Consider the following 17,727-nt stretch of genomic DNA (forward strand, 5'->3'; position numbering starts at 1 on the left):
AAAAGCTATCTTTTATTGATTCAATGTTTATGCTTTCTTTTATTTAATGCAAACTCCATAAAATGTTCCTTTTTAAGTTTCGTTTCATCAAGTATAATGATATGAGGCTTACATATAGTCATATTATGTGCACTTAAAATAAAGAGGAGACGAAATGATGACATCTCCAAAGAAGCCAATTCCTAAATTGGATTATGGAATAATATTATCGTTAATGTTGTTGGCGATTGTAAGTTTTATTACCCTTTATAGTGCTCAATCTACAGGCCAGTATAAAGCTAATTTTGTTGTCTCACAGGCACAGTGGTATGTAATAGGTTCCATTGCCATCATCTTTATTATTCGATTTGATTCTGATCAAATGAAAAAAATATCGAAATACGCATATGGATTTGGGATGCTACTACTAGTCATTCTTCTATTATTACCGGTATCAAAATTTACACCTATTATCAATGGGGCAAAACTTTGGTTTGTCATTCCAGGGGTTGGTCAAATTCAACCATCCGAGTTCATGAAGATTGCAACTATTATGATGCTGGCTTTAGTAACTTCGACCCATCATGAAAGGTTTTTACACAAAACAATCAAGACAGATTTCTATCTTTTAATAAAAATTTCTGTGATCTTTGGTCTTCCTTTTATGCTAACAATAATCGAGGATTTAGGGACATCTCTTGTTTTTGTCGCGATTTTTCTTGGAATCGTTTTTGTATCAGGCATCACCTGGAAATTGCTCTTACCGATCTTTAGCTTTGTCACAGTCATTGCAGGAGCAGCAATGTATTTGGCAATTTGGCAACGTCCTTTTATGGAGAAATTTGGCGTCGATCCATATCAATTTAAACGCATAGACTCATGGCTTGATCCTTTTTCACACCGAACAGATGCTGGTATGCAATTGGTAAAATCTTTGCTTGCAATCGGTTCTGGCCAGACGAGCGGCAAAGGTTTTGGAAGTAGAGAAGTGTATATGCCCGAAAGTCATTCTGATTTTATTTTTAGTACAATTGGGGAAGAATTTGGATTTGTCGGTGGTAGTATTGTAATTAGTTTATTTTTTATGCTTATTTATCAAATAACAAAGACAGGCTTAGATACAAAAAATCCATATTACTCCTATATTTGTGTAGGTGTCATTTCACTGCTTACCTTTCATGTGTTTCAAAATATTGGAATGACAATCCAAGTACTTCCGATTACAGGAATTCCTCTGCCTTTTATAAGTTACGGTGGTAGCTCTTTATTAAGTAATATGATAGCAATGGGAATTATACTTTCAATAAGATACCATTATAAGAAGTATATGTTTGCATCAGAAGGCTAGGCCAAGATCCTACTCAGTGAAAATAATTGCTGAGTGGGATTTTATTCATTTTCTACTTATTGATTTTCAAAGGAGAGATCTGTATTTCTCCCTTTTTTAGTTTCTCTATTTTCGATATAATGATAAGATGGTTAATGGTTGTTTTTTTTACTATATATAGATACAGAGGAGACGAAGTGATGACTTCTCAGAAAAAAGTGATTCCAAAAATAGATTATGGAATAATATTAACGTTAATGTTATTGACGATATTTAGTCTGATTTCCATTTATAGCGCTCAATCGACTGGACAATATATAGATAATTTTATAAAAAAGCAGTTAATGTGGTATGTCATTAGTATCATTGCAATAATAGTCGTCATTCGACTTGATTCAGACCAATTGAAAAAAATATCATGGTATACGTACGGTTTTGGTTTGTTCTTGTTACTTATATTATTTATAGCTCCTGAATCTTTAGCACTTACTAAAAAAGTGAATGGGGCACAAAGTTGGTTTTTTACTCCTATTGGTTCTATTCAACCATCTGAGTATATGAAGGTTTTTACTATCATCTCACTTGCCAAAGTAACAGCAGATCATCATCAAAAATTTATATTGAAAACAGTAAAAACAGACCTTTGGTTAATGATGAAAATTGCTGCAGTAGCGTTTCTACCTGTTGTATTTATCATCATGCAACCAGATTTAGGTACATCGCTCGTTTTCGTTGCTATATTCCTAGGGATGATTTTAGTATCAGGTATTACTTGGAAGTTGTTATTGCCTATATTCACTGGCTTCACTTTACTGGGTGGAACTGTTATGTATTTCGCGATACTCAGACCTGACCTTTTAAAATATGTTGGCGTCAAGCAATATCAGTTTGCGCGGATCTATTCATGGCTTGATCCCCATTCATATAGCTCAAATGAAGGGATGCAGCTTGTAAAATCATTGCTTGCGGTAGGATCAGGGCAAACGAAGGGTAAAGGATTTGCAAATAGGGAAGTTTATTTACCTGAAAGCCATTCTGATTTTATTTTCAGTACGATTGGTGAGGAATTTGGTTTCATAGGTGGCAGCATTCTCATTAGTTTGTTTTTCTTACTTATCTACCAAATTACAAGAACAGGATTAGATACAAAAAATCCATTTTATACGTATATTTGTGTAGGTGTTATTTCAATGCTTGCCTTCCATGTATTTCAAAACATTGGTATGACGATTCAAGTATTGCCAATTACAGGAATTCCACTTCCGTTTATTAGTTATGGGGGGAGCTCACTACTTAGCAATATGCTCGCAATGGGCGTAGTACTCTCGATAAGATATCATTATAAAAAATATATGTTCTCATCCGAAGAATAAAAGTGCCAGGCACCAAAACAATTCAGAATTGTTTCGGTGCCTGGCACTGGCTCTATTCTAGGGTTCCGGATTCTAGTATTTGTATGACAGATTTGAATTTGAATGTGACGTCTTTATATTGATCTTTCCATTTTTCTTGGTCGAAATTTCGATTTTGTTGTTTGAATTTACGTTCTACACCGATAGGATCGATCCCCATATCCTGAAATTCTTTTAGCAATCTTAACGATTCCTTTTCGATCTTTCGTTCCATACTATCCTTAATCCTCTCGATTATTTCGGTCTCCAATTTTTTTCCTGTATATTGCTTTATAATACCTTTTAATTGGAAGTCTATTTCAAATGTCAAATTATTATAATCGGCATTGATCATAGTATGTGATTTAATGTTGCTGACTACCGCCATTTCTTTATCGATCTTAACAGGCAAGTTTCCATCTGTATGTTTATCAACGAATATTTTGAAATAGAACATATCTTTTTCAGGAACTGTATAAACCATTTTTTCATCGTGAAAAAGAGCGAGACCAGAGACTTCAAGGTGTCGGCCGGGTAACTTTTTTAGAATAGGTAAGTAAGCACCTTTCCTTTTTTGAAAAAAGTCTGAAACAAATAAATGCAAATTTGTTTCAGGAACGTCACGTTCTTTCATATTATGCTCAATTAATTTAGAGATGTATGTTGCGTTACCTTGTGTACCATATGACTCTTTCAACAGCTCCGTCATTGGTCCTTCCGAAACAACTAAAAATAGCCGAGAACCAACAGCTGGGTTTCTTTGTAATGTATCGATAATTGGAAAAACGCCTTCTTCTGCCGCTTTCTTTCCGAGAACGATAATATCCAAATCCCCAATTAAAACAGGCTCACTTGATTGTCTGTTTAATTGGTTTTCTGTATCATCATTTTTACTCATAATCACTTCGAAATAATCATCAACAGCTTCCTTATCAGGTGTGTAATGGGTAGAAAGCGTGACCAGATGCAATTGATCATCTTCGGTATAATCAATGCCGGCAACAGTCGCTAAATTTACCTCATCGATAATTTTTGTTTGCACACACCCTGTTAGTAGAGGGAGGAGGAGAAACAATAATAACATCCGACATTTCATTTTCTCACCTTCCTTGCGATGATTACGAGTAGTAATAATAAGGGAATATAGAAGTAATTAATAATGATTCCTATGTTTCCAACCCATGTGATATATTGATCTATTTGTTGCCTTGTCTGCAGTATTAAAGAGATAATTAGTACGAGAGGTGCAATGATATATAAGGACACTTTTTGCGAGATATTGATTGTCTTCTTTATTATTCTGCTAGCACACCATAGGGCGATGCAAATATTAGGAAGAATAACAAGGCTCCAAGTTGTAATTCCGATATATTCAAATCGCCAAATGAATGAGAGCTTTACTATTTTCCACATAGATAAGGTGGGCCAAATCACATGTTGAAGTTGTTCTTCACTATAATAACTGAAGGATAAAATCGTAATATATAAGTAAATAAACCCGGTAAATAACAGTCCTAAATGTGCCCACTTTTTACCATCCATTCCGTTCTGAATAAAAGGGTAGAAAATTAGTAAGGTTTCATACCCCAGGTAAGAGATCGATAAATGAAGTGATGCTTTGAAAATATCTTGTAAAGAATGATCTAATATGGGCAGAAAATCGGAGAAATCGGTATATGGTAGAGTAAATAAAAAGATGAAATATAAGTAGAAGGGGATGATTACACTAAAAAAAGCAATACCGACAATTGTTCTAAATCCCCCATTAATAATATAAATAGCCAATAGTAAAAAACTGAGCGTGAACCAAAAAACACTTCCATTAAGAAAAACCCAGGTCTGCAAAATTTCAACATAAGGTCTTACAATCGTGACCGTTATAATAATAAAATAAATAGCGAAAAGGAGATTGAAAATTCTACCGACTATTTTTCCATATACAAAATAATGAGTATCGATTAAATCCCCTTTCCCTAGTTTCACGATTTTAAAAATAATAAACATGATAATATGTGAAAATGCCAAAGCAATTAAGACAGAAATCCACGAATCATAACCCGCCGTTTTCGCGATAAAACGCTGAAATCCGAGCGCGCCAACCCCTATTTGCATCGAGTGAATGATGAAAAAAACGAGAAATGGTGCTATTTGTTTACCTTTTGGTATCGAATCCATTTATCATTCCCTCCGAATCAATCATTCATCAATATCCTTACTTTTCTTTTTTTGTTTAGGTTGGAAGCGAAGCGGTTGTTGGCTATGCAAAAAACCTGGACGCATTGTTTGTTTAATAAGTGGTCCCCGAATGATTGAATCTTTTAGATCGGATAATCGCGGGGGATATATTGGTTCCAGATATGGACGATCTAATGATGTTAGGCGTATTAAGTGGGTTAATACAAAATAGGCGCATAAATTTATACCGAGTAATCCCCATAAGTGTGCTACAAATAAAAACGGAAAACGAAGAAGTCTAATCGTATTACTAATTTTATAAACAGGTGTTGTGAATGCTGCTAATGCGCCAATAGATACGAAAATTAACAACACATTACTCGTTAATCCGGCATCTACTACAGCGGTACCAAGAACAATACCGCCAACAATACCAATTGTTTGTCCAACCTTTGTAGGCAATCTTGCACCTGCTTCACGCAAAAGCTCGATTGCTAATTCCAAAAAAAAAGCTTCTATAATCGGTGGAAAAGGGACGTTTTCTCTTGAACTAATTAATGTAGCCATTAAGTCTTTTGGGATAATTTCAGGGTGATATGTCAAAATCGCTACATATATTGGAGTTGCTAAAACGGAAAAAATAACCCCAACTGTCCTTAACAGCCTAATAAAGGAACTTAAATACCAGTTGTTTAAATAATCTTCAAAGGAATTAAAAAAGGAAAAAATATTTGTTGGACCTAACAAGGCAAAAGGCGAGCCATTAACAAGCACAGCCACTTTGCCCTCACAAAGCGAAGCAGCTACTTTTGCCGGATTTTCGGTATTCATCAATTGCGGAAAAGGTGAATGATAATTATCTGAGATCAGTTCTTCAATAAAGGAGCTATCCAGTATCTGATCAAATGTAATCCCGGTAATTCGCTGTGTTAATGTGTCAACGATTTCTGTATTCGTCATTCCTTCGATATACATGATAACGATACGTGTTTTCGTAAGCGTTCCAATAATATGCTCTTCTACCACTAGTTCCTTCAGTGGTATTCTCGATCTTACGAGATTCAGATTTTGATCGATTGATTCCACGAATGCTGTTTTAGGCCCATCAACTGTATACTCTATTTCTAATTCAGTAATATTTCGGCCGATTTCTGCACGTGCAGTAATCAAGGCGGCTTTCTTCTCTTCGTCATCAAATCTAATTAATACACAACCTTCTAATAAACACCTCTCCATTTCAGTCAGATCTGATGTAATGATACATTGCATTTTTGGAACTAACTGATTAATATCTGCTAGCGTCGAAAAGTCTCCTTCAAGCAAATAGGGCAGTATATCTTCTCGAAGAATTCGGTTATCTACCAAAGTAGAAAAGAATCCAATTGAGAAGTCCATTTTCGTTTGTTGATTAGTAGCCTTTGATTGGTTGAAATCACTTGATTTAGCTAATTCAGTTAGTAAAGAAGAAAGGGATTCCTGTGCATTTGAATTGCTTGCTTTTATGACTTGTTTTTTCTTGAAAAATAATGACATTGTCTACTCCCCTTCCAACAAGATTTTGCCCCAAACTCCATAAAAAATACAGGGTATGTTCATTCAATTTGAACATACCCTGTAGGAGAGTATTTAGCCGATTTTTCTAATGTGTATATAATAGGTGAGAATTTGTACAGTCGGAACAATTAAGATTAAAAGGATTGGATAGTAAGCAATTCTTTCTTGAAAAAGCGGATAGAATACGCACAGTGTTGCTGCAATAGGTGCAGTAACCCATGTTGATATAAATGCTCTTCTGCACGCTTCACCTGATATTTGTTTCTCTCGTTCATCATCCTCCGAAAATTCGAAGGGGAATAGCAATAAAGAGCTCTTTTGCTTATATTTTTTTTGACGGTTATATATGATTAACAAAATGGCACCGAATAAAATTAAAAAAACGAAAGGCATTATATAAAAGGAAATTTCCCAAGGTGGTTCGGGATTTGCTAACACGCCAGAAAATTGAACGAGTGTGTTATAAAGAGAAATTAAACACCACCCAGCAAGGCCAATTGTTACAAGACTACAAATCATTGTTATAAAGGGTTTCTTCATTTTGTCTCCTCCTTATCATCATCAAGCCAAAAAACTTCTTCCATGGGCAGATTGACAGCTTTGCAGATTGCCAATCCAAGCAGCAGAGAAGGCACATAATCACCTTTCTCTAGAGCAGCAATCGTCTGGCGAGTAACGCCGGCTAATCCAGCTAAATCTGATTGTGAATAGTTAAACCGAGCCCGTAACTCTTTTACACGGTTTTGAATAACCACATATTCTACCTCCTTGTTAAGTTGAGTTAACATTATATAAACATTGTAGAATGGAATTAACAAAATGTAAAGCCTAATTAACATTAAAGGTGAACAAGTGCCTAAAATTGTTTGAGTGCCTGGCACTCAAACAAACTAACAAACCCTAACAAATGCAAAAGACCCAAAGAGTATTATCTCTTCGGGTTAATTTCTGATTTTGCAGCTTTTAGTAATACATCAGCAATATGAAATGCTTCTACTTTTCCTTGCAATCCAGCACGCTCAATTCCGAGTTTCATTTGTAAGAGGCAACCAGGATTGGCTGTCACTATTATTCCAGGTTGGACAGATTCTACGTGTTCCATTTTGTGGTCCAAGATTTGCATCGACATTTCTGGTTCAACAATATTGTATATACCAGCAGATCCACAACAACGATCCGCTTCAGGCATTTCGCGGAATTCGGCATTAGTAATGGCATTAAGTAATTGGCGAGGGGCGGCAGCAGTGTGCATCACATTTCGCAAGTGGCACGAATCTTGATAGGTGAATATAGCACCAGGTAAACACAATGAATATTCACGATGAAAGTCCAATTCATACAGAATTTGTGAAATATCTCTTAGCTTCTGGGTAAATACCTTCGCGCGTTCGTTCCATTCAAAATCGTCAGCTAATAAATGGTCATAGCCAATAAGAAATCCGCCACATCCACCAGCATTTGTTACAATATAGTCTGCGTTTGTATCTTCAAATGCGGCAATATTCTTTTTAGCCAGCTCGATTGCTTTCGCTTTTTCTCCACTATGTCCATGCAATGCTCCGCAACAACCTTGACTTTTAGGTATAACGACATCGCATCCAGCCATTTGTAGCAACTCTAATGTTGCATCATTCGTTTTCATGAACATTGTATCCATAAGACAGCCAGAAAAAAATGCGACAGTTTTCGTTTTTACTGTATTTGCTTGTAAAAAATCTGGTCGCTCCTTCATCTCGTTCTTTTTTGGGACTTCCGGCAATACACGTTCCATTTGTGCGAGGTTTTCAGGGAATAGCTTCATAAATCCAATTTTTCGAACCGTTTTTTGTAAACCCGAACGTTGGTAAAAACCGAGCAACCCGGTGAGGTTTACCATTCTATTTTGATGTGGAAATAGTCCCTCAAACACCGTGTTTCGTACAGCTTTTACAGAAACGCTATGTTTTTTGTTTTGAGAAATAATATCTCGAGCATCCTCTAAAAGCATGCCGTAATTTACACCGGCAGGGCAAGCTGGTTCGCATGCCCTACATCCAAGACAAAGATCAAGTGATTCTTCCACATCATCATCAAATTCAATCATGCCATCTGCCACTGCTTTCATTAACGCAATTCGACCTCGAGGCGAGTGTTTTTCTTGAAAATTTGTTTCGATATATGTAGGGCAAGCAGGTAGACAAAATCCACAGCGCATGCAGTTTAGAAGCTCGTCCATATCCATCTTTTCTGCAAATTGTTGTTGAATTTTTTTACTTTCTTCTGTTGCGATCATCTTGCTACCACCACTCTTTTTCTACTTTCTTTTGCAAACATTTTCCCTGGATTCATAATATTATTTGGATCAAATGCATGCTTAATCGAATGCATCGCTGCAATACCTTCCGGTCCAAGCTTCCATTCTAAATAAGGTGCCTTGACAAGCCCAACACCGTGTTCACCTGTAATTGTTCCACCTAGATCAATTGCAACAGCAAAAATTTCTTCAAATGCTTTTTCCACACGTTCCATTTCTTCTTGATCACGTATATCAGTGGGACATGTAGGATGTAAATTTCCATCTCCAGCGTGCCCAAATGTACAAATTTTCACATCATATTTCTCTGCGATTTTTTCTATCGCATTAACCATTTTTGCTATTTCAGATCGCGGAACAGTCGCGTCTTCTAGAATTGTTGTTGGTTTAAGTCTTGCCAAGGCCGACAGTGCAGAACGCCGTGCAGCACTTAATAATTCTGCTGTTTTCTCATCTTTAGCAATCTCAACTGATTCAGCATCTTCTTCTCGACAAATCGCTGCAATCATTTCCATATCGCGTTCAACAACTTCGGGAGGACCATCTTGCTCAATTAATAAAACCGCCTTCACATTCGTTGGCAGCCCAATCTTCGCAAAATCCTCAACAGCTTCAAGTGTTGGCTGATCTAAAAATTCAAGTGTCGCGGGAATAATTTTATTTGATATTATTTTAGAAACAGAACGAGCGGCAGCATCAAGGTTTTGATAAAGAGCAAGTAATGTTTTCTTCGTTTCCGGCATAGGGATAAGTTTTAATGTAGCTTCTGTAATAATACCGAGCGTCCCTTCAGATCCCACGAACAAACGAGTAAGATCATACCCGGCAACATCTTTAGCCAATTTACCACCAGTACGAATAATATCTCCATTAGGGAGGACTGCTTCAATGGCCAAAACATAATCCCGGGTAACACCGTATTTAAGGCCACGTAATCCACCGGAATTTTCATTTAAATTTCCACCAATGGTTGAGATACTCATGGAGCTTGGATCTGGTGGGTAAAATAACCCTTTTGCTTCGACAGCTTTAATTAGATCAATGGTAATAGTCCCTGGTTGAACTGTAACTGTTAAGTTATCTTCGTCAATTTCAAGAATTTGGTTCATATGTTTAAACAATAAAACAATTCCACCTTCGGTTGGAGTCGTCCCAGCACATAGGTTTGTCCCAGATCCTCTTGGAACAATAGGAACCTTATTTTTATTGCAAAAACGTAATATCTTTGAAACCTCCTCTGTGTTTCGGGGAGAAACAACAGCATCAGGCATGGATTGGTACTGTGGAGATGCATCATATGAATATACTAATCTGCCAACTTGAGAATCATCAAAATTCTCCTTGCCGACAATAGAGATAAGTTTTTCTGAAATCTGCGTTGAAAGCATTATTTTTTCCCTCATTTCTATAACTATATTTAATTATAGAAATGTAAGGGCTTTTACGCAAGGGGAGAGAGTGCAAAGTGCCAGGCACCAAAACAATTCAGAATTGTTTCGGTGCCTGGCACTGGTTCAATTATTGCATTGTTCCGTTGTATGGAAATTGGTTAGAGTATCCAGCGTGTTGTTGGTAAGATTGTTGAATTTTTTGTTGATCCTCTGCTTCTAATTTATACCAACCTTTTTGGAACATGGAGACGAATAGATCTCGTTGTTTCTGTTGTGTTTCATTAAAAATAGTAAGTATATCATCGTAAAGATGCTGGTGGCTAGCTTCGTGTAAAGCTATAGTATAGGCATTTGTCATATATTTTTCGGTTGATAGCATATCATTTAGAAAATCACGTTCATTCATTTGCGGTGTTTTGGGAACTTGCATCGAAGGATTTTGAATTTTTTGGTTTGGCATCGATAAGCCTCCTTTGTCATTGGATAAATGTATTTGATTGTTGCTTTTCTTGTAAATGTCCAAGTAATTTTTCATAATGTTGTTGATGCATTTGTCCACAGGAATTAATTAACGCCTTAATTTGCTGATCTTGACATTGACTTGCAGCGAAATGAGCCTTTTTCATTGCCAATAAATTCCACGCGAGCATATCATTAATATAGGCAAAGTCTTTTGTCGTGATAATATGGGGTGGTTGCTGCATGACATTTTGTTGATTTTGCTGATTCATTTGTTGATTTTGCAAATTATTTCCTCCTTTATTTTGGAAGTTAAATATTGTTATTTAAAAGTTTTTACGAATAGTGTTGACCTTCAGCTCCTGTGCCTATTGATTAGCAGATTTTGGGATTCCTTACAATTGATAAGTAAAAAACGATTTGTCATCATTAAGGTTTCCTTTCGCACACTCTGTTACATCGATGATCAAGACACTTGCGCTTTTGCTCTATTCACGTCTTATCATGCCAGGTGTATACGAATTTATACTAAAATTGAAGGCGAGATGCTATATTTAATAAGAGGGATTATTTGTAGCTTTGTAGAAGAGAGGAGTGGATCTCCGTGGAAAAAGCAATGCGCAATTTCTTTTTATTTTTATCGAAAAATAAAACACTTACGAAGGCAGCAAAAAAATACGGTCTTAAGTTTGGGGCTGCAAGATTTGTGGCAGGAGATACCCTTGAACAAGCAATTCAAGTGATCAAAGAAATGAATGATAAAGGTCTTGCTGTTACAATTGATTACTTAGGTGAATTTGTCGATAATGAAACAGAAGCAAATATAATGGTTAAAAATGCTATTGAGGCGATTAAAGCCATTGCGCAATATGGTCTTAACTCTCAAGTATCTTTGAAACTCACTTCAATGGGATTAGATCTCTCAGATGAACTTGTTTTGGAAAATATGCAGAAAATCATGAATACGGCAGAAGAGAATCATGTATTCATTACGATCGATATGGAAGATTTCACACGTTGTCAAAAAACATTAGACATGTTCAAACATTTAAAAATGAAATATGAAAATGTCGGGACCGTAATTCAAGCATATTTATATCGTACAAAAGCAGATATGGTTGATTTGGAGGAATATTCCCCGAATCTACGTTTAGTTAAAGGGGCTTATAAGGAATCGTCTAAAGTAGCTTTCCCGGAAAAAGAGGATGTAGATAATAATTTTAAGGAGATCATTAAAATCCATCTATTAAATGGTCATTACACAGCGATCGCTACACATGATGACATGATTATTGATTTTGTGAAAAAGTTTGTAAAGAATAAGGCGATTCCAAAAGAGCAGTTTGAATTTCAAATGTTGTATGGTATAAGACCTGAACAACAAATAGAATTAGTGGAGCAAGGTTATAAAATGCGAGTATATATACCATATGGTACAGATTGGTACGGATATTTTATGCGCAGACTTGCGGAACGACCAGCTAATGTCATGTTTGTGTTGAAAGGCATTTTTACTAAAAAATAACATAATCTATTGTATATTTTGATTGCAAGCTAAGGTGAAATCCGATATATTAATAATAATCATACATTTACTTATATTTTTTTAATTAAAAATGAGTGAGTGTTCATTCAAGAAAAGTGAAGGGGGAATATAATGTGTCTTACAGCATTAAAAAAGCAGCTGTCCTTGGCTCTGGAGTAATGGGTTCTGGAATTGCAGCCCATCTCGCTAATATTGGTATTCCAACGCTACTTTTAGATGTCGTGCCAAAGGAGCCAACGGCAGAAGAAACAGTTAATGGTCTAACGCTCGAAGATAAAAAGGTAAGGGATAGACTTGCTAATAATGCATTAGAAAAATTAATAAAACAAAAACCAGCCCCGCTTACGAACAAAGAAAATGTAGCATTAATTACTGCTGGAAATCTTGATGATGATTTACAAAAATTATCAGAAATAGATTGGATCATTGAAGTAGTTGTTGAAAATCTAGAGGTAAAAAAGAAAGTATTTGAACAAGTTGATCATTATCGAAAAGCAGGGAGCATTGTCAGCTCGAATACATCGGGAATTTCCGTTGAGTCAATGTCTGATGGACGTTCAGATGATTTTCAAAAGCATTTTATGGGCACTCATTTCTTTAATCCCCCTAGATACTTAAAACTATTAGAAATTATTCCAACGAAGAAAACAGATCCAGCTGTACTCCGATTTATGCGAATATTCAGCGAAGATGTACTTGGAAAAGGTGTTGTCATCGCGAAGGACACGCCGAATTTTATCGCCAATCGAATTGGAACATATGGCTTACTTATAACGGTTAGGGAAATGTTAAAAGGAGGCTATAGCATTGGTGAAATTGATTCAATCACTGGCACATTGATAGGTCGTCCAAAAAGCGCTACGTTTCGAACATTGGATGTTGTTGGATTAGATACATTTATTCATGTTGCTAATAATGTATATGATCAAGTGGAGGGTGAAGAAAAACAAGTTTTTGCCGTTCCAGAATTTATGAGGAATATGCAGGAAAAGGGCTGGCTTGGTAGCAAATCGGGTCAAGGGTTTTATCTGAAGAAGGGCAAAGAAATTCTTGAGTTGAATCCAGAAACGATGGAATATGAAGGGCGCAAAAAGTTGAAAACACCTGGACTGGAGATGGCTAAACAGGCAAAAGGAACAATAAATAAAATGAAAGCGCTTGTACATTTGGGTGATCGGGCAGGAGAGTTGCTTTGGAATATTACCGCTCCAGTCCTCGCCATTTCAGCAGAATTACTAGGTAATATTGCCGATGATATTATCTCGATAGATAAGGCGATGAAGTGGGGGTTTGGTTGGAAGTACGGTCCTTTTGAAATCTGGGATGCGATTGGTGTAGAGAAATCCGTGCAAAAGATGGAGAAGGACGGCATTAGGGTTCCGGTTTGGGTAAAGGCAATGTTAGAGCAAGGAAATACATCATTTTATAAAGAGGAAGATGGGACGAAATTATTTTATTCTAATGGAGAGTATAAAGAGATAGCTGTAAATCCGAAAGTCATAGATTTAAAGTTATTGAAAAAGCAAGAAAAGTTGCTGAAAAAAAATACAGGTGCAAGTTTAATAGACATTGGTGATGACGTTGTTCTACTCGAATTCCATTCACCGAATAATGCAATTGGTTTTGATATTATCCAAATGATTAATGATGCAATTGAAGAAACGGAAAAAAATTATAAAGGACTCGTTATCGGAAACCAAGGGAAAAACTTCTGCGTTGGAGCCAACCTAGCGATGATTTTGATGGCCGCCCAAGATGACGATATTTTTGAAGTAGATATGGTAATTCGTCAATTCCAGCAGGCAATGATGAAAATAAAATATAGTGAGAAGCCAGTGGTTGTAGCGCCGTTTGGGATGACACTTGGCGGTGGCGCTGAAGTTTGTTTACCGGCAGCACATATCCAAGCATCAATGGAAACATATATCGGACTTGTTGAAGCAGGTGTTGGCCTGATACCAGGTGGCGGCGGAAACAAAGAGCTATATATTAAAACATTGCAGGGAATGCCAAAAGGAATAGAGTTTGATTTGCAAAAGGTCGCCAATAAAGTATTTGAAACAATAGCAATGGCGAAGGTGTCTACATCAGCAGATGAAGCCTATGACAATGGATTTCTTAATAGAAATGATGGTATTAGCGTGAATGGAGATCATTTACTTTATGATGCAAAACAAGCGGTAATTGGAATGTATAACAATGGCTATCAACCACCTTCACGAAAAAAAGTGCCAGTCACCGGAGAAACCGGATATGCCACTTTATTACTTGGTGCAGAAACGATGCGTCTATCAGGATATATTTCAGATCATGATATGAAAATAGCTAAGAAAATAGCATATGTTATTGCTGGTGGCAAGGTACCATTCGGTACAGAAGTGGATGAACAATATTTGCTAGATCTTGAAAGAGAAGCGTTTTTAAGCCTTGTGGCTGAGCCAAAATCGCAACAACGTATGCAACATATGCTCGTAAAGGGTAAACCACTTAGAAACTGATTGAAAGTTTAAGAGGAAGAGGGGGATTATATGCGTGAGGCGGTTATCGTTACTGGTGCTAGGACACCAGTTGGTAGGGCGAAAAAAGGCACGCTTGCTTATACAAGACCTGATGACTTAGGAGCGTTAGCGGTAAAAGAAACGCTAAAACGTGCGGGGAATTACGAAGGAAACATTGATGATCTAATTATTGGTTGTGCCATGCCTGAAGCGGAACAAGGTTTAAATATGGCGAGAAATATTGGTGGATTGGCAGGGTTACCAGATACTGTACCAGCAATTACGATAAATCGTTATTGCTCGTCCGGCTTGCAGTCTATTGCTTATGCTGCAGAGAGAATCATGCTCGGCGCTTCGAATACGATTATTGCTGGTGGAGCAGAATCAATGAGTATAGTTCCAATGATGGGGCATGTAGTGAGACCAAATATCAAGCTGGCTGAAACTTCGCCAGCCTATTATATGGGAATGGGTCACACTGCAGAAGAAGTGGCAGAAAAGTTTGGCATATCGAGAGAAGAGCAAGACAGATTTGCTGTTAGGAGCCATCAGAAGGCTGCTAAAGCAATCGCCAACGGAAAATTTGATGAGGAGATTGTTTCAGTAGATGTGATCAACAAATATGTTGGATCGGATAATAAAGTGAAAGAACATAGGATTCAATTTGATAAAGATGAAGGCGTTCGCCCTAATACAAATATGGAGGTACTGTCTAAATTACGACCAGCTTTTTCAGTAACGGGATCAGTGACTGCAGGAAATTCCTCACAAACGAGTGATGGAGCAGCTGCGGTTATGGTAATGGATCGAGAAAAAGCAGATTCCCTTGGGTTAAAGCCACTCGTGAAATTTCGTTCATTTGCAGTTGCAGGAGTACCGCCAGAAATAATGGGTATTGGACCCGTTAAGGCCATACCAAAAGCGCTAAAAATGGCTGGACTTGAGCTTAACGATATCGGTTTATTTGAATTAAATGAAGCATTTGCTTCTCAATCAATTCAAGTCATTAGAGAGCTTGGTCTAAATGAAGAAATTGTTAATGTAAATGGCGGTGCAATCGCATTGGGTCATCCACTTGGTTGTACAGGAACAAAATTAACATTAACTCTCGCACATGAAATGAAACGACGAAATGTTGAATTTGGAATAGTCACAATGTGTATTGGTGGAGGAATGGGTGCAGCGGGAGTATTTGAATTAATTTCCTAAGGGGGCTATTAATATGGCAAATGAAACGAAAAAGCTGATCAAGGGCGGAGCATTTTTAATTGAGGATATTGTTGCGGAACAAATATTTACACCTGAGGATTATACAGATGAACATAAAATGATCGCCAAAACGACAGAGGACTTCGTCAATAATGAAGTAATGCCTGAAGTGGAACATCTCGAAAATCATGAGTTCGATCGATCTGTGAAATTATTAAAACAAGCGGGAGAGCTTGGACTACTAGGTGCAGACGTTCCTGAGGAATATGGTGGATTGGCCCTTGATAAAGTGAGCTCATCGTTGATTTCCGAAAAACTGGCGAAAGCCGGTGGTTTTTCAATCTCACATGGTGCACACGTGGGAATCGGTTCCCTACCAATTGTTTTATTTGGTAATGAGGCACAAAAACAAAAGTATCTGCCTTCTTTAGCAACAGGCGAGTTACTAGCTGCTTATGCCTTAACAGAGCCGGGGTCTGGATCAGATGCGCTTGGTGCAAAAACAAATGCAAAGTTGAACGATGCCGGAACCCACTATATTTTGAACGGTGAAAAACAGTGGATTACTAACTCTGCTTTTGCGGATGTATTCATTGTATATGCGAAAATTGATGGTGAACATTTTTCTGCATTTATCGTTGAAAGAGAATATCCTGGAGTATCGACAGGACCAGAAGAAAAGAAAATGGGTATTAAAAGTTCATCCACACGAACATTAATATTAGAAGACGCAGAAGTTCCAGCAGAGAACTTGCTAGGTGAAGCTGGAAAGGGGCATAGAATTGCATTTAATATTTTAAATATTGGCCGTTATAAGCTTGGAGTAGGAGCGGTTGGCGGTTCTAAACGAGCGCTTGAAATAACTTTGCAATACGCAAACCAGCGGAAACAGTTTAAAACACCAATATCCCAATTCAATTTGACAAAAGAAAAATTCGGTACACTTGGCTCTGAATTATATGCAGCAGAAAGTTCTGTTTACAGAACAGTCGGTTTATTTGAAGATCGAATGGGGCAGTTAACAGAGGAGCAAGTGAAAAATGGGGGAGAGGTTGCACGTTCGATTGCTGAGTATGCAATTGAATGTTCTTTAAACAAAGTGTTCGCATCAGAAGTTCTCGATCATGTGGTTGACGAAGGTGTTCAAGTCCATGGTGGGTATGGGTATATGCAAGAATACGAAATTGAAAGAGCGTATCGAGACTCGCGAATTAATCGGATTTTTGAAGGTACAAATGAAATCAATCGATTACTCGTCCCAGGTACTTTTCTAAAAAAGGCATTTAAAGGTGAGTTACCTATACTTCAAAAAGCACAAAGCTTGCAAGAAGAAATAATGATGCTCATGCCTGAAGAACCTGGAAGTGAGCCACTTGATCAAGAGAAGCAGTTAGTGAAAGGTGCCAAGAAAGTAGCGATTATGATTGCTGGGCTAGGAGCACAAAAGTATGGGCAAGAATTGGAAAAGGAACAAGAAATTTTAGCGAAACTTGCAGATATCGTATCGCTTGCCTATGCAATGGAATCCACAGTATTAAGAACGGAGAAAGCAATTGGTCGCAACGGTGTTGATAAAAATAAACAAAAACGATTATATACAGAAATTTTCTGTCAAGATTCCATCGTAAAGGTGGAGCAATATGCGAAAGAATGCCTTGCTGCGATTGAGGAAGGCGACACATTCCGGATGATGAATTCAGCACTTCGTAAACTCACGCGTCATACACCGATCAATGTAATTGCGAAGAAACGAGAGGCCGCGGATCAATTAATTGTTTCTGGGAAATTTATAGTTTAAGTATTTTGAACCGGGCTGCAGTAATATAGCTCGGTTTTTAACATTAGAGCTGTCCTTACAAATGATAAAAGGAAAACTTAGTCGTTTATTTCGAATCAATTTAGACG

Annotated in this window: 15 protein-coding genes; 6 read left to right on the forward strand and 9 right to left on the reverse strand. The window is 37.2% G+C overall.

Features of this window, described 5'->3' with window-relative positions:
- Positions 1–157 precede the first annotated feature (157 nt).
- Together BLE01S_RS11885 and BLE01S_RS11890 are read left to right on the forward strand one after the other, a co-directional pair.
- Positions 158–1,327, forward strand: coding sequence for an FtsW/RodA/SpoVE family cell cycle protein (locus BLE01S_RS11885; protein WP_066142033.1), 1,170 nt, complete (start codon positions 158–160; stop codon positions 1,325–1,327).
- Between the two features lie 179 nt (positions 1,328–1,506).
- Entirely contained in the window at positions 1,507–2,679 is a 1,173-nt protein-coding gene (locus BLE01S_RS11890; protein WP_066142036.1) for an FtsW/RodA/SpoVE family cell cycle protein, read from the forward strand.
- Between the two features lie 52 nt (positions 2,680–2,731).
- Here the strand turns inward: BLE01S_RS11890 and BLE01S_RS11895 are convergent, their stop codons facing one another.
- From BLE01S_RS11895 to BLE01S_RS11935, 9 genes are all read right to left on the reverse strand, one after another.
- Positions 2,732–3,793 carry a Ger(x)C family spore germination protein gene (locus tag BLE01S_RS11895; RefSeq protein ID WP_066142040.1) on the reverse strand — a complete coding sequence of 354 codons (1,062 nt, stop codon included), beginning with the start codon at positions 3,791–3,793 and terminating at the stop codon, positions 2,732–2,734.
- Complete coding sequence (locus BLE01S_RS11900) at positions 3,790–4,872, reverse strand: GerAB/ArcD/ProY family transporter (protein WP_066142045.1); 1,083 nt, start codon at positions 4,870–4,872, stop codon at positions 3,790–3,792. Before BLE01S_RS11900 ends, BLE01S_RS11895 begins: the two co-directional genes overlap by 4 nt.
- A 21-nt stretch (positions 4,873–4,893) precedes the next feature.
- Entirely contained in the window at positions 4,894–6,405 is a 1,512-nt protein-coding gene (locus tag BLE01S_RS11905; RefSeq protein ID WP_066142048.1) for a spore germination protein, read from the reverse strand.
- Positions 6,406–6,498: 93 nt separating this feature from the next.
- Positions 6,499–6,966, reverse strand: coding sequence for a hypothetical protein (locus BLE01S_RS11910; protein WP_066142051.1), 468 nt, complete (start codon positions 6,964–6,966; stop codon positions 6,499–6,501).
- The gene (locus tag BLE01S_RS11915) at positions 6,963–7,175 is read right to left on the reverse strand and encodes a helix-turn-helix transcriptional regulator (RefSeq protein ID WP_066142298.1); all 213 of its coding nucleotides are present in this window, start codon (positions 7,173–7,175) and stop codon (positions 6,963–6,965) included. Before BLE01S_RS11915 ends, BLE01S_RS11910 begins: the two co-directional genes overlap by 4 nt.
- 179 nt (positions 7,176–7,354) lie before the next feature.
- Positions 7,355–8,698: a (Fe-S)-binding protein gene (locus tag BLE01S_RS11920; protein WP_066142054.1), complete on the reverse strand. Its 1,344-nt coding sequence runs from the start codon at positions 8,696–8,698 to the stop codon at positions 7,355–7,357.
- Positions 8,695–10,107, reverse strand: a complete 1,413-nt coding sequence (gene glcD, locus BLE01S_RS11925) for a glycolate oxidase subunit GlcD (protein WP_066142057.1) — start codon at positions 10,105–10,107, stop codon at positions 8,695–8,697. The genes BLE01S_RS11920 and glcD overlap by 4 nt, the downstream gene beginning before the upstream one ends.
- Before the next feature lie 130 nt (positions 10,108–10,237).
- Positions 10,238–10,570 carry a spore coat protein gene (locus tag BLE01S_RS11930; protein ID WP_066142060.1) on the reverse strand — a complete coding sequence of 111 codons (333 nt, stop codon included), beginning with the start codon at positions 10,568–10,570 and terminating at the stop codon, positions 10,238–10,240.
- A gap of 16 nt (positions 10,571–10,586) precedes the next feature.
- Positions 10,587–10,856, reverse strand: coding sequence for a hypothetical protein (locus BLE01S_RS11935; RefSeq protein WP_066142062.1), 270 nt, complete (start codon positions 10,854–10,856; stop codon positions 10,587–10,589).
- 317 nt (positions 10,857–11,173) lie between these two features.
- Between BLE01S_RS11935 and BLE01S_RS11940 the strand changes: the two genes are divergently transcribed.
- The 4 genes from BLE01S_RS11940 to BLE01S_RS11955 all read left to right on the forward strand — a co-directional run bounded on the left by BLE01S_RS11940 (position 11,174) and on the right by BLE01S_RS11955 (position 17,620).
- Positions 11,174–12,094, forward strand: a complete 921-nt coding sequence (locus BLE01S_RS11940) for a proline dehydrogenase family protein (RefSeq protein WP_066142064.1) — start codon at positions 11,174–11,176, stop codon at positions 12,092–12,094.
- Between the two features lie 134 nt (positions 12,095–12,228).
- A complete protein-coding gene (locus BLE01S_RS11945; protein ID WP_082788712.1) occupies positions 12,229–14,613 on the forward strand; it encodes a 3-hydroxyacyl-CoA dehydrogenase/enoyl-CoA hydratase family protein in 2,385 nt (794 codons plus the stop codon).
- Positions 14,614–14,643: 30 nt separating this feature from the next.
- Positions 14,644–15,822, forward strand: coding sequence for an acetyl-CoA C-acetyltransferase (locus BLE01S_RS11950; protein WP_066142067.1), 1,179 nt, complete (start codon positions 14,644–14,646; stop codon positions 15,820–15,822).
- A gap of 13 nt (positions 15,823–15,835) precedes the next feature.
- A complete protein-coding gene (locus BLE01S_RS11955) occupies positions 15,836–17,620 on the forward strand; it encodes an acyl-CoA dehydrogenase FadE (RefSeq protein WP_066142069.1) in 1,785 nt (594 codons plus the stop codon).
- The last annotated feature ends 107 nt before the right edge of the window (positions 17,621–17,727 follow it).

Origin of the sequence: Lederbergia lenta NBRC 16444 (assembly GCF_001591545.1) — a bacterium.
In the GTDB taxonomy this organism is placed as follows: Bacteria; Bacillota; Bacilli; order Bacillales; family Bacillaceae_C; genus Lederbergia; species Lederbergia lenta.

Bases quoted from the DNA above. Each gene is read 5' to 3' on its own strand.
- BLE01S_RS11885 (WP_066142033.1), top strand. From the start codon at position 158: ATGACATCTCCAAAGAAGCCAATTCCTAAATTGGATTATGGAATAATA.
- BLE01S_RS11890 (WP_066142036.1), top strand. From the start codon at position 1,507: ATGACTTCTCAGAAAAAAGTGATTCCAAAAATAGATTATGGAATAATA.
- BLE01S_RS11895 (WP_066142040.1), bottom strand. From the start codon at position 3,793: ATGAAATGTCGGATGTTATTATTGTTTCTCCTCCTCCCTCTACTAACA.
- BLE01S_RS11900 (WP_066142045.1), bottom strand. From the start codon at position 4,872: ATGGATTCGATACCAAAAGGTAAACAAATAGCACCATTTCTCGTTTTT.
- BLE01S_RS11905 (WP_066142048.1), bottom strand. From the start codon at position 6,405: ATGTCATTATTTTTCAAGAAAAAACAAGTCATAAAAGCAAGCAATTCA.
- BLE01S_RS11910 (WP_066142051.1), bottom strand. From the start codon at position 6,966: ATGAAGAAACCCTTTATAACAATGATTTGTAGTCTTGTAACAATTGGC.
- BLE01S_RS11920 (WP_066142054.1), bottom strand. From the start codon at position 8,698: ATGATCGCAACAGAAGAAAGTAAAAAAATTCAACAACAATTTGCAGAA.
- glcD (WP_066142057.1), bottom strand. From the start codon at position 10,107: ATGCTTTCAACGCAGATTTCAGAAAAACTTATCTCTATTGTCGGCAAG.
- BLE01S_RS11930 (WP_066142060.1), bottom strand. From the start codon at position 10,570: ATGCCAAACCAAAAAATTCAAAATCCTTCGATGCAAGTTCCCAAAACA.
- BLE01S_RS11950 (WP_066142067.1), top strand. From the start codon at position 14,644: ATGCGTGAGGCGGTTATCGTTACTGGTGCTAGGACACCAGTTGGTAGG.
- BLE01S_RS11955 (WP_066142069.1), top strand. From the start codon at position 15,836: ATGGCAAATGAAACGAAAAAGCTGATCAAGGGCGGAGCATTTTTAATT.